Annotated in this window: 13 protein-coding genes and 1 pseudogene; 7 read left to right on the forward strand and 7 right to left on the reverse strand. The window is 72.5% G+C overall.

Features of this window, described 5'->3' with window-relative positions; translation table 11 throughout:
• Positions 1-89: 89 nt before the first annotated feature.
• The 4 genes from ACFY2Z_RS05600 (at position 90) to ACFY2Z_RS05615 (ending at position 3073) form a co-directional block, all read left to right on the forward strand.
• Positions 90-1769, forward strand: coding sequence for an FAD-dependent monooxygenase (locus tag ACFY2Z_RS05600; protein WP_390742876.1), 1680 nt, complete (start codon positions 90-92; stop codon positions 1767-1769).
• A gap of 214 nt (positions 1770-1983) precedes the next feature.
• Entirely contained in the window at positions 1984-2031 is a 48-nt protein-coding gene (locus ACFY2Z_RS05605) for a hypothetical protein (RefSeq protein ID WP_309506048.1), read from the forward strand.
• 74 nt (positions 2032-2105) lie between these two features.
• Positions 2106-2675: a cysteine dioxygenase gene (locus ACFY2Z_RS05610; RefSeq protein ID WP_390742877.1), complete on the forward strand. Its 570-nt coding sequence runs from the start codon at positions 2106-2108 to the stop codon at positions 2673-2675.
• Entirely contained in the window at positions 2672-3073 is a 402-nt protein-coding gene (locus ACFY2Z_RS05615) for a rhodanese-like domain-containing protein (RefSeq protein ID WP_390742878.1), read from the forward strand. The genes ACFY2Z_RS05610 and ACFY2Z_RS05615 overlap by 4 nt, the downstream gene beginning before the upstream one ends.
• A gap of 141 nt (positions 3074-3214) precedes the next feature.
• On the opposite strand, the gene recX is transcribed toward ACFY2Z_RS05615, so the two are convergent.
• Both recX and recA read right to left on the reverse strand, forming a co-directional pair.
• Positions 3215-3994, reverse strand: a complete 780-nt coding sequence (recX, locus tag ACFY2Z_RS05620; RefSeq protein ID WP_390742879.1) for a recombination regulator RecX — start codon at positions 3992-3994, stop codon at positions 3215-3217.
• 3 nt (positions 3995-3997) lie between these two features.
• Complete coding sequence (recA, locus tag ACFY2Z_RS05625) at positions 3998-5131, reverse strand: recombinase RecA (protein WP_390742880.1); 1134 nt, start codon at positions 5129-5131, stop codon at positions 3998-4000.
• 281 nt (positions 5132-5412) lie between these two features.
• On the opposite strand from recA, the pseudogene ACFY2Z_RS05630 reads away from it, so the two are divergent.
• Together ACFY2Z_RS05630 and ACFY2Z_RS05635 are read left to right on the forward strand one after the other, a co-directional pair.
• Positions 5413-6326 (forward strand): annotated as a pseudogene (locus ACFY2Z_RS05630) (phosphotransferase); the annotation flags it as partial.
• A gap of 115 nt (positions 6327-6441) precedes the next feature.
• Complete coding sequence (locus ACFY2Z_RS05635; RefSeq protein WP_390742881.1) at positions 6442-7284, forward strand: hypothetical protein; 843 nt, start codon at positions 6442-6444, stop codon at positions 7282-7284.
• A gap of 13 nt (positions 7285-7297) precedes the next feature.
• On the opposite strand, the gene ACFY2Z_RS05640 is transcribed toward ACFY2Z_RS05635, so the two are convergent.
• Entirely contained in the window at positions 7298-8515 is a 1218-nt protein-coding gene (locus ACFY2Z_RS05640; RefSeq protein WP_390742882.1) for an AI-2E family transporter, read from the reverse strand.
• 60 nt (positions 8516-8575) lie between these two features.
• The gene (locus ACFY2Z_RS05645; protein WP_390742883.1) at positions 8576-8770 is read right to left on the reverse strand and encodes a DUF3046 domain-containing protein; all 195 of its coding nucleotides are present in this window, start codon (positions 8768-8770) and stop codon (positions 8576-8578) included.
• 80 nt (positions 8771-8850) lie between these two features.
• Here ACFY2Z_RS05645 and ACFY2Z_RS05650 point away from each other — a divergent pair, with 80 nt between their 5' ends.
• Complete coding sequence (locus tag ACFY2Z_RS05650; protein WP_390742884.1) at positions 8851-9795, forward strand: hypothetical protein; 945 nt, start codon at positions 8851-8853, stop codon at positions 9793-9795.
• Positions 9796-9833: 38 nt separating this feature from the next.
• Here the strand turns inward: ACFY2Z_RS05650 and ACFY2Z_RS05655 are convergent, their stop codons facing one another.
• Genes ACFY2Z_RS05655 through ACFY2Z_RS05665 form a run of 3 tightly spaced genes read right to left on the reverse strand, consistent with a single transcriptional unit; the run spans position 9834 to position 11811 of the window.
• Positions 9834-10142 (reverse strand): AzlD domain-containing protein, encoded by a 309-nt coding sequence (locus ACFY2Z_RS05655; protein WP_390742885.1) that lies wholly within the window; start codon positions 10140-10142, stop codon positions 9834-9836.
• Entirely contained in the window at positions 10139-10918 is a 780-nt protein-coding gene (locus ACFY2Z_RS05660) for an AzlC family ABC transporter permease (protein ID WP_390742886.1), read from the reverse strand. The genes ACFY2Z_RS05655 and ACFY2Z_RS05660 overlap by 4 nt, the downstream gene beginning before the upstream one ends.
• A 20-nt stretch (positions 10919-10938) precedes the next feature.
• On the reverse strand, positions 10939-11811 hold the full coding sequence (locus ACFY2Z_RS05665) for an AraC family transcriptional regulator (RefSeq protein WP_390742887.1): 873 nt from the start codon (positions 11809-11811) through the stop codon (positions 10939-10941).
• Positions 11812-11901 lie beyond the last annotated feature (90 nt).

The following is an 11901-nucleotide window of genomic DNA, read 5'->3' on the forward strand; positions in this document are numbered from 1 at the left end:
TGCATACGTTCTGTGATCGTGCACCCTGCTCCAACTGCCTGTTCCCGTACGTCCCTCAGGGCACCGCTCAGGGCAGGGGGCGCCGCGCCGTGGACCCGGTGATCATCGTGGGAGCGGGGCCCGTGGGGCTCGCGCTCGCACTCGCACTGGCGCGTCAGGAAGTGCCGTCCGTCGTCCTCGACGAGGGCCCCGGCAAGGACGAGCAGCGCGCCGCGCGCACGGTCGTGCTGCGTGAGGACACCACCGCGCTGACGGAACGATTGGCCGGGATGCCGCTCACGGGAGCCGGGCTGCGCTGGACCGGTTGGCGGTCGATGCGGCGCAGGCAGACGACCCGTGAGGTCGTGTTCCCACCGGCCGGTGGCGCACCGGAGCGGCACGGGGGCGGATACGGCGGCGCCGAGAGCCGGAACGGTACGGCGGAGGAGGCCGAGGTCGCCGACCGGCCGGCCCCCCTGCACATCGCCCAGCATGTCCTCACCGGCGCCCTGCGCGCGGCCATCGCCCGCGAACCCCTGATCGAGGTCGCGGTGGAGAGCCGGCTGGACTGCGTCGAGCAGGAGCCCTTCGGGGTCACGGCGCACACCCGGGGCCCCCGGGGCACCTGGTGGCGCGGCAGTCATCTGGTCGGCTGCGACGGACCACGCTCGACGGTGCGCAAGCTCCTGGACATCCGCTTCCCGGGGCGTACGGCCGTGGAACGCCATGCCGTGGCGGCGTTGCGCACCGAACTGCCCTGGCCCGGCGAGGCGTTGCTGCACCGGACGCCGCCATGGCGGGCACCGGGTACGGCGATCGGCGAGATCAGTGCGCGCCCGCTGCCCGACGGCGTATGGCGCCTGGACTGGCTGCTGCCGCCGGGCAAGGACCTGGTCACGCCAGAGCTGCTGGTGACCCTCGTCCGGGAGACGCTCGAGGGCTGGCACGGGGGCTCCACCCCCGCCTACGACCTGCTGGACACGGGCGTCCACACCGTCCACCACCGGCTCGCCCGCCGCTGGCGCGTCGGCCGGGTCTTTCTCGCCGGGGACGCCGCCCATCTGCTGGGCGCGCTCGGCACCCACGGTCTGGACGAGGGGCTCAGGGACGTGGACAACCTCGCCTGGAAGCTGGCGCTGGCCTGGCACCACGGCTCGCACGAGACCCTGCTCGACAGCTATCAGACCGAGCGCCGCGCCGTGGTCGCGGCCCGGCTGCGCGCCGCCGACCAGGCACTGCCGTTGCTGCGCGGCGGCGGCCCCCTGCGGTCCTACGTTCCCGGGACCGCGCGCGGCCAGGACGCGCTGCTCGCGGACGGCCATCTGGGGCGCGGGGCGCTGGGCGCGCCGGGCGCCTACGCCGGCTCACCGCTCCAGCCCGCGGCCGGCGAGTCGGAGGCACCGGTGGACACCGAGCCCGGGGCGGCGGTCGCGGATGTGCGGGTGACGGCCGAGGACGGTTCGTCCGTACGGCTGCGAGATCGGCTGGGGCGGGGATCGCTGCTGGTGGTGCTGGTGGCGCCGGGCACCGGGGTGTGGGAGCGCAGGCACTGGGTGTCGGCCGGGATCATGCCCCGGCTGGCGGCGGCGGTGACGGCCCTGCCGCATCCCGCCGAACTGCTGGTCGCCGAGAGCTATCCGGGGGCGGCCGCCCACACGGTCCTTCTGGTCCGCCCGGACGGCCACTTGGTGACGGCACTGAGCGGGGTGCGGCCGGCGGACCTGTACCAGGCGGCGGAGGCGACACTGGGCGGCCCGGCGAAGGAACAGGCGGCGGCGAACGCGGGCTGAGGGGTGTTCCGGGCACGGTTGAAGGCGGCTCAGGGGCATACCGGACACGACTCAGGGACGTTCCGGGCACGGCTGAGGGGCCGGGGAATGCTCTCCGTCGAACACACGGTCACCGTGGCGTCCACATAGTGACGGTGAGTTGACCGGTCGCCACCTCCATGGTCTACTCCGGATCGTGACCGACACCTGTGTGCGCCTGTGGCGGAGGGTCCATATGGACCTCGTCCGCTATGCGGGCTGCGTGTGTCGCCCGTCCTGCTGATCTCGCACCCTTTTCACCCGCGCGCGCCGTCTGGCACCACCGCGCGCCCTCACGCGAACCTCAGGACGGTCCCCGTGTCTGTGCACCCTTCTGTCTCATCGGTCTCCCTTGTCTCGTCTCCCCCCGCCTCGTCGGTCTCCGCTCCCCCTCAGGCGCCCGGCCAGGCCGAGTTGCTCGACTTCGTACGCCGGACGGCCGCGAACGCGGAACTGGTCTCCTCGCTCCCGCTCGACCCCGAGGGCCGTACCTGGGTACGCCTGGAGGGCCCCGGAGGCAGCGAGGCGTGGCTGATCGGCTGGCCCCCCGGCACGGGCACCGGCTGGCACGACCACGCCGACTCGGTGGGCGCCTTCGTCACCGCCTCGGGCGAACTGAAGGAGAACTCCCTCGCGGCCCGGCTGCCGTCCGACGGCTGGCGGACCCTGGAACTCACCGAGGGGGTGGACCGCGAGCGGCGGCTGTCGGCGGGCAACGGCCGCTCCTTCGGACGGCACCACGTGCATGAGGTGCTCAACGAGTCCACCGACCGGCATGCGATCTCGGTCCACGCCTACTACCCGCCCCTGCCGCAGATCCGCCGCTACAGTCGCACAAGGCAGGTACTGCGTCTGGAACAGATCGAGCGTCCGGAGGACTGGCAGTGACGTCCCTACCCGAAAGCCCCCTAGGTATCGATGCGTTGCTGGAGCGGGTCCGTGAGGGCCTGGACCGCGTGGAGGCCAAGCAGGCCTACGACGCCGCACACGCCGGGGACGCTCTGCTCGTGGACATCCGGTACGCGGCCCTGCGCGACCGTGACGGGCTGATCCCGGGCGCCCTCGTCATCGAGCGCAACGAACTGGAGTGGCGCCTGGATCCCCAGGGCAGCCATCGCGTCCCCGAAGCCACGAGCCACGACCTGCGCGTGGTGATCGTCTGCAACGAGGGCTACGCCTCGAGCCTCGCCGCCGTCTCCCTGCGCCAACTGGGCCTGCATCGCGCTACGGACCTCGTGGGCGGCTTCCAGTCCTGGAAGGCGGCGGGGTTGCCGGTGACGCCGTAGGGCCTGCCGGCCGGCCCACGGGCCTTCGAGCCCTGGACGCGATCGGCGCCCCCGCGCGTCCACCGTGTCCAGGGCTCTCGTCCCGTGCCCGGTCCCACCGGACCGTACAGGGCCCATCGTGCCGCCGAGCGGCTCGTGGGCTCAGAACTCCCCGTCCCCCAGCTCTTCCATGTCCTCCCCCTCGTCCTCCAGCGCCTGGCGGACCACCCGTAGGGCCATGCCCTCGGGGTAGCCCTTGCGAGCGAGCATGCCCGCGAGGCGGCGCAGGCGCTTGTCGCGCTCCAGCCCCCGTGTCGCGCGCAGTTTGCGGGCGACGAGTTCCCGCGCGGTGGCCTCCTCCTGCTCGCTGTCGAGCTGTCCCACCGCTTCGTCGATCAGCGTGGAGTCCACGCCCTTGGTACGCAGCTCCCGCGCGAGCGCCCGGCGGGCCAGGCCCCGGCCGTGGTGCCGGGACTCCACCCAGGCCTCCGCGAAGGCACCGTCGTCGATGAGGCCGACCTCCTCGAACCTCGACAGCACCTCCTCCGCCACCTCCTCGGGGATCTCCCGCTTGCGCAGGGCGTCCGCGAGCTGCCTGCGCGTGCGCGGGCTCCCGGTGAGCAGGCGCAGACAGATCGCCCGTGCCTGCTCCACCGGGTCCGCCGCCGGGGGCTCCCCCTTCTCGGCCCTCGACGAGAAAGACAGCCCTCCGTCCTGTGGGCCGTCGGCCGGTTCCCCGAAACCGCGCCGCCGCCCTCGTCCGCGCCCCCCGCGCGCACGGCCGTCGTCACGCGGAGCGCCCGCCCCCTGGGCATGCGCGTCACCCCACATGTCGTCGTGCGCCCCGTCGCCGTCCTCGGCCGATCCTCCCTCGCCCCGGCTCCCCCGCCCCTGCGGGGCCACCGGGAAGGCGACTTCGGCCCAGTCGGTTCGTCGTGTCACGGGTCAGCTCTTGGCCGCCGGAGCCTTGGCCTTGGTCGTCTTGGCCGTCGCCGCGGGCGCCGCCTTGGCGGTGTCCTCGGCCGTGGCCGCGGTCGTGCCGCTCGCCGCGTCCGCGCCCGGCTCGGCGGCGGGCTCCTCGGGACGCACGCCGACGCCCAGCTTCTCCTTGATCTTCTTCTCGATCTCGTTGGCCAGGTCGGGGTTGTCCTTCAGGAAGTTGCGCGCGTTCTCCTTGCCCTGGCCGAGCTGGTCGCCCTCGTACGTGTACCAGGCGCCGGCCTTGCGGACGAAGCCGTGCTCGACGCCCATGTCGATCAGGCCGCCCTCACGGCTGATGCCCTGTCCGTAGAGGATGTCGAACTCGGCCTGCTTGAAGGGCGGGGCGACCTTGTTCTTGACGACCTTGCAGCGGGTGCGGTTGCCGACCGCTTCCGTGCCGTCCTTCAGGGTCTCGATGCGGCGGATGTCGATACGCACCGACGCGTAGAACTTCAGCGCCCGGCCACCGGTCGTGGTCTCCGGGGAGCCGAACATCACGCCGATCTTCTCGCGGAGCTGGTTGATGAAGATCGCGGTGGTCTTCGACTGGTTGAGCGCGCTGGTGATCTTCCGCAGGGCCTGGCTCATCAGACGGGCCTGCAGACCCACGTGGCTGTCGCCCATCTCGCCCTCGATCTCCGCACGCGGGACGAGCGCGGCGACGGAGTCGATGACGATGAGGTCGAGAGCACCGGAGCGGACCAGCATGTCCACGATCTCCAGCGCCTGCTCGCCGTTGTCCGGCTGGGAGAGGATCAGGTTGTCGATGTCGACGCCCAGCTTGCGCGCGTACTCGGGGTCGAGGGCGTGCTCGGCGTCCACGAAGGCGACCTGGCCGCCCGCCTTCTGTGCGTTCGCCACCGCGTGCAGGGTCAGGGTCGTCTTACCGGAGGACTCCGGTCCGTAGATCTCCACCACTCGGCCGCGGGGAAGGCCGCCGACGCCGAGGGCCACGTCGAGCGCGGTCGACCCGGTCGGGATGACCTCGATGGGCTCCCTGGAGCGCTCACCCATGCGCATGACCGCGCCCTTGCCGAATTGCCGTTCAATCTGTGCGAGCGCGGCGTCCAGGGCCTTCTCGCGGTCCGTACCTGCCATGGGTTCCACCCGGTTTGCTTGAGTCGATCGCTTCACGTCAAAGACGCTAACGCCTGCCACTGACAATGCGCCCCGACGCTCGTCCGGCCTGTGGATAACTCGGGCACTTCTCCATGAAAACCCTGTCGAAGCCCCGCGGAGAACTGAGCCGGAAGCTCCATAAGAATGGATGTTCGATTTTCATGTCAAGCGCACCGCACGCATCTCCGAGCCTACGTTCCTCGGCACGGAGCGCGGATCGCCCCAAACGGTGAGTCACCGTCGGACCACCGTGGCTCCGCATGACCCACACCGAGATCGAGATCACCGCGGAGCTGGTCCGGGATCTGCTGCACGGCCGGCACCCCGACCTGGCCGATCGCCCGTTGCGGCTCGGCGCGCGCGGCTGGGACAACCAGCAGTGGCGGCTCGGCGACGACCTCGCCGTCCGGGTTGCCCTGGGCGACGCGGTCCGCGGACGCCCTGCCGCGCAAGGAGCACACCTGGCTGCCCTCCCTCGCCCCGCACCTTCCTCTGCCGGTCCCCGTCCCGCAGCGACTCGGCGAACCCTCGGAGCGGTTTCCGCGGCCCTGGATCGTCACCACCTGGTGCCGGGCCCACCTGCCGACCGAGCCCCCGCCATGCGCACTGCGGAGGCGGCCGACGCCTTGGCCGCCTTCCTGAGGGGCCCTTCATCGGCGTGCCCCCGACTCAGCGCCGACCGGCCGCGGCCGCGGAGGGCCGCTGACCGACCGTGCCGAGCCGTTCGCCCAGCAGCCGGCCGAGGCCACCGTGCCGGGGATGATCCCCGACCCGGACGCCGTCCGCGCCGTCTAGGAGGACGCCGCCGCCGCGCCCGTCTGGACAGGTCCGGCGCTGTGGCTTCACGGCGACCTGCATCCGGCCGCCGTCCTCACAGCCGACGGCACCTTCTGCGCATGATCGACTTCGGCGACTCTGCGCGGGCGACCCGGCCTGTGATCCCGCCGCCTCGTGGGTACTGCTGCCGGACGGCGCCGCCGAACGCTTCCACAGTGCCTACCGGCCGGCCCCGGACGCCGCCACCCTGCGCCGCACCCGCGGTTGGGCGGTGCTGCGAGCCCTCGGCGGCATCGTCATCGGAGAGACCGGCCTCCACGGCCGCCTCGGCGGCAAGCCCACCCGGGGCCCGCCTGCACACACTGCGCTGAGAGGCCTCGTCGCAGCGGGCCGCCGCCGGCAGAAAGGGCGACCCGGACGCCGGCGCACCCCAAGACTGCTCCCCGGGGCGTACCGCAGGAGTCTCCTGTCGTACGACGACCCGGCAGGCCCGCCGCCTCGACGCTGTCCCCATGGATCGACACGGAATCCGCATCCCCGCCGCCACCGCCCCGGACCGGACCGCCGGCACCGCCCCGGCCGCCGTCCCCGTCGACGGGACGGGCGCCGTGTGCCGCGCCGCCCGTCCCGTCGAGCGGCTCTGTCTCGCGACCGGTGCCGCCCTCGTGCTGTCGGGGCTGGTTCATCTGCTGGTGTTCGCCGTCGACGGCGGCCCCTGGGACGGCCCTGTCTCCTGGCGCAAACCCTTCACGTTCGGGCTCTCGTTCGGGCTGACGTTGATCGCGGTCACCTGGGTGACCTCGTATGTGCGCATCGGCGCGCGGTCGCGCACCGTGCTGCTCGTCGTCTTCGCCGTCGACTGCGTCGTGGAGGTCGCCGGGATCACCCTCCAGGCGTGGCGTCATGTGCCCTCGCACCTCAACACCACCACGCCCTTCGACACCGCGGTCGCGATGATGCTCGCGGTGGGCGGCGGGGTCCTGGTCGTCGTGCTCTCGGTGTTCGCCGCGGCAGCGTTCCGGCACCGGCCCGACGGCCCCGCGGGCATGCCGCTCGCGCTGCGCTCCGGCTTCGCGATCCTGATGGTGGGACTGTTGTCGGGGGCGGTGATGATCGCGCGGGGAGTCGTGCTGTCCCGCACCGGTCACCAACAGGCGGCGTACCACTCCACGGCGCCGCTCAAGCCCCTGCACGGCGTCAGCCTGCACGCCGTGCTGGTGCTGCCCGCGCTGACGTGGCTGCTGTCCCGTACTGCCTGGAGCGGCACCGCGAAGCGGCGCGTCCTGCGCGCGGCGGTCGGCGCCTACACGGTCGCCGTGCTCGGCGCGGGCGTCTGGGCGGCGCTCACCTGGTGAATCCCGGCGGCGCTCAGCGGGACAGGAGCCGCCGCAGCCGCACGGCCAGGCTTCCGGAGCCCCGCGGCGTCCGGTGCCCATGGACCCGGGGGTCGTCCATGACGGCGTATCGCTTCACATACGCGCCCAGGAACGCCTGGAGCGTCGCGACCGCGGGGATGGCGATCAGTGCGCCGACCGCGCCGAGCAGGGCGGTACCGGCTATGACCGACCCGAAGGCGACCGCAGGGTGGATGTCCACGGACCGCGCGGTCAGCTTGGGCTGGAGCATGTAGTTCTCGAACTGCTGGTAGATCACGACGAAGACCAGCACCCACACCGCGTACCAGGGGGCCACGGTGAACGCGATCAGCATCGGAAGAGCACCCGCGAGATAAGTGCCGATGGTGGGGATGAACTGCGAGACCAGCCCGACCCAGACGGCGAGCACGGGCGCGTACGGAATGTCGAGCGCCGCCAGCAGGACGTAGTGCGCTATGCCCGAGATGAGCGCCATCAGGCCGCGCGAGTACAGATAGCCGCCCGTCTTGTCGACCGCGATCTCCCAGGCACGCAGCACCTCGGCCTGCCGGGCGGGCGGCAGCACCGAGCACAGCCCGCGCCGCAGCCTCGGCCCGTCGGCGGCGAAGTAGAACGAGAACAGCCCGACCGTCAGCAGCCTGAAGAGGCCGCCGAGCACCTGCGCGGAGACGTCCAGCACACCGGTCGCGCTGTTCTGGACGTACTTCCTGAGCCAGTCGGAGTGGATCAGGCTGTCCTGGACGTCCACGCGTCTGAGCTTGGTGTGGAACGTCATGTTGATCCAGTTGATCACGGAGTCCAGATAGGCCGGGAAGCCCTCGACCATCCTGACGATCTGACCCGCGAGCATCGAGCCGAGCAGGGTGACGAACCCGGCCACGGCGATCGTGAGACCGAGGAAGACCAGGAAGGTCGCCAGTCCGCGGCGCATGCCACGGGAGGCCATCCAGCTCACCGCGGGCTCGATGGCGAGCGCCAGGAAGAACGCGATGAGGATGTTGATCAACAGGCCGGTGAGCTGGTGGAACGCCCAGCTGCCCAGCTGGAACACGGCGATGAGGGCGAGCGCCAGCACCATGGCACGCGGCAGCCAGCGCGGCATGCGGGCGGCCGGCACGGCGCCGTCACCCGCCGGGGGCCGGTCGGGCTGGGGCGTGCCGAGCTGCGCTTCCTGCTGGGGGACCTGTGCGGTCTCGTCTGTCGGGGCCACGGAGCAAGTGTCCCCGACGCCACCGACAACCGGAGACCGCCTGCGGATCTTCGTGCCCGTTCAGCGCTTCTCGTGCGGAACGTTCATGGTCCCGCACACCACCCGCCACACGTCCTTGGCCTCCCAGCCGGCGTCCAGCGCCTCGTGCACCGTACGGCCGCCCAGCGCCGACATCACATGATCGCGTGCGAAGGTCTCGGCGTACGCCTCACCGAAGTGATCCGCCATCCGCTGCCAGAAAACCGTCAACCGCATGACTCCAGTATCCAGCCCCTGAGAGTGGGCCCTGCCCGGGACCGCTTGCCAGGACCGCTTTCCGTCCTACGGTCTGAGCCATGGCCGAAACCGGAGCATCCCCACTCCCCGCCGCACCCCCGGCGCACACCCCGCTCTCCCGCGCCGCGCAGTTCCTCTGGCTCACCGCGCGCGTGCTGGAGCAGCGCCGCTTCGCCTACCACTTCCTGGGCGGCGGCGCCGACCCGGTGGAGACCGCGCTGGCCGCCTACCGCAACGAGGACGAGGGGTACGGGCATGCCCTCGAGCCCGATCTGCGGGGTCCGGTCAGCCAGCCCCTGCACACCGCGCACGCGCTGCGCGTCCTGGACTCGATCGGGCGCTGCGGCGGACAGCGGGTCGAGCGCGTGTGCCGTTATCTGACGGCCGTGTCGACCCCGGACGGTGCCCTCCCGGCGATCCATCCCAGCCAGCGCGGCTACCCGGCGGCCCCCTTCGTGCCCATCGTCGACGACCCGCCGGGCGACCTCCTCGCCACGGGCCCGGTGGTGGGTCTGCTGCACCGCAACGAGGTCTGGCACGCGTGGCTGTTCCGGGCCACCGACTTCTGCTGGCAGGCGATCGACTCCCTGCGGAAGTCGCATCCCTACGAGGTGGAGGCCGCGGTGGCGTTCCTGGACTCGGCGCCGGACCGGCCGCGCGCGCAGGCCGCCGCCGACCGGCTGGGCCGCCTGGTACGGGAGGAGCGGCTCGTGTGCCTGGACCCGGGCCGTCCGGAGGAGTACCCGGTCGCCCGCGGGTACGCGCCGGGCGAGCACCACTTCCCGTACGACTTCGCGCGTACGCCGGACTCCCTCGCGTGTGCGTGGTTCACCGACGAGGAGATGGAGCGCGCCCTGGACCACCTCACGGACGAGCAGCAGGAGGACGGCGGCTGGCCCGTCCGGTGGCGGCAGTGGGCTCCGGGCACGGCCCTGGAATGCCGCCCCGTGGTGACCATCGAGGCGCTGCTCACCCTCCGGGCGTACGGGCGGGCCATCGGCTGACGTCGGCCGCTGCTCCTCGGGCGGGCGGGGCACCCGGTTCAGCCCGTCAGCGCGCGCAGCCCCGCCGTCACCACGACCGCGACACCGACCACGATCAGGAACGGGGCGCGCAGGAGCAGGGCGACGGCGGCCGCGGTGAGCCCCGCCGCCCTGGCGTCCAGTACCAGGACACGGCCGTCGGCGAAGGTCTGCTGGGCCGTGAGGGCGGCCAGCAGGGCGACGGGCAGCAGGGCCGCGAGCCGCTGGACGAGCGGCCGCTCCAGGATCCCGGCGGGAACGAGCAGACCGAGGAGCTTGACGGCGTAGCAGCCGACGGCGGTGACGCCGATCGCGATCCAGACGTTCAACGGTCTCCCCCTCGGGTCTCGTCGGCCTTTCGCACCGTCTCGGTCCGTGCGCCCCGCACGTTCGCCGTCGCCCGACGTCCCTCCAGGATGAGGACGGCCGGAGCCGCCAGCGCCGCCGCCAGGACCGGCACACCGGCGGGCAGGACCGGCAGCAGCGCGAGCCCCAGCACCACGGCCGCGCCCGCCACGGCACGCTCCGCGGTCGTCCTCAGCATCGGCGCGAGCAGCGCCAGGAAGACCGCGGGCCCGGCGGCGTCCAGCCCCCACGCCTTGGTGTCGCCGATCGCCTGCGCGCCGAGGGCCCCCAGCAGCGTGGTCAGGTTCCACAGCACGTACAAGGTGAGCCCGGTCACGGTGAAGCCGATGCGGGCGCTCCGCCGGGTCGGCTGGGCGAGCGCCACGGCGGTGGTCTCGTCGATGACCCACTGCGCGGCGAACGGCCGCACCGCGCGCGGGAGGGCCAGCAACTGCGAGAGCCGCAGCCCGTAGAACGCGTTCCGCACGCCCAGGAAGAAGGCGCCCGCGGCCGCCGTGAGCGGGTTGCCGCCCGCCGCGAGCGCGCCCACGAGCGCGAACTGCGAGGCGCCGGTGAACACCAGGAGGCTGAGCGCGCAGGTCTGCGGCAGGGTGAGCCCACTGCCGGCCGAGGTGACCCCGAAGGCGAAGCCGGACAGGCCGACGGCCACCCCGACCCCGAGGGCGTCCCGGACGACGGCGGCGTCCGGCTTTTCGCTGTCTCCTCTACGGCGGTCCGCGAGAGCGCTCTGTTCTGCCACGCCCCGGAGGCTACGAGCGGTCACGCATTCGGGTCTTGTACGTTCTTGCGCCCGGTGGTGCGGGATCCGTCCTCCTTGCGCTCGCGCTGGTACGCCCCCGGAGGGACGCCCACGATCCGCGTGAAGTGGCGGTTGAGGTGGGGCTGGTCGGTGAAACCGACCGCGACGGCCGCCTCGGCGGGCGTGGTCCCGGCGTCAAGCAGACGCCGCGCCCGGCGGACCCGGGCGTCGGTCAGCCAGGTGTGCGGCGGCATCCCGTAGGCGGTGCGGAAGGCGCGCAGCAGTGAGAAGGGACTGGTGCCGAGGTCGGCTGCCAGCCGTTCCAGGCTCGGGGGCTGTGCCATCCGCTCCTCGAGCACGGCACGCGCGCGTGCGGCGGCCCGGCCTCCCGCGGTGCGCACGGCCCGTTGCGGCAGGGGCCCGCCGACCCGCCGCAGCAGCCGCGTCACGGCGACCCGCAGCAGGGTGTCGGCGGCGAGCGGGTTGTCCTCGTCCACGGCCCGGAGCACCTCATGGACCAGGCCGGCCGCATACGGATCCTCCAGCACCGGACTGGTGAAGCCGGGCGTGCCGCGGATGCCCGTGGTCTCGGCGGCGATCTCGGCCACCAGCTGAGGCGAGGGGTAGACGGCCCCGTACCGCCAGCCCTCCGGTACCCCGGCCCGGCCCGTGTGCGAGGTGTCCGGGTTGACCAGCGCCAGCGCTCCCGGACCCGCGTACTGGTCCGCACCGCCGTGGTGGAAGATCTCGACGCCGTCGGCGATGGCCGCGATCACGAAGTTCTCGTGGGTGTGCCGCACGAACGTCTTGTGGATGTAGCGGGCTCGCAGCAGGTCGACGCCCGGCAGTTCCTCGTACCGCCAGTGCCGTGCCCGTTCCCTGGAACCTGCCATGGCTCCATTCTGCGGCACGGCCCCACCTCCCAGCCCCACTCGTGCGGTGTTTGCGCAGGTCAGGTGGTTTGTCAGTGGCTGGGTGCAGGA

The sequence above is a fragment of the Streptomyces sp. NPDC001222 genome (genome assembly GCF_042896945.1).
In the GTDB taxonomy this organism is placed as follows: domain Bacteria; phylum Actinomycetota; class Actinomycetes; order Streptomycetales; family Streptomycetaceae; genus Streptomyces; species Streptomyces gibsoniae.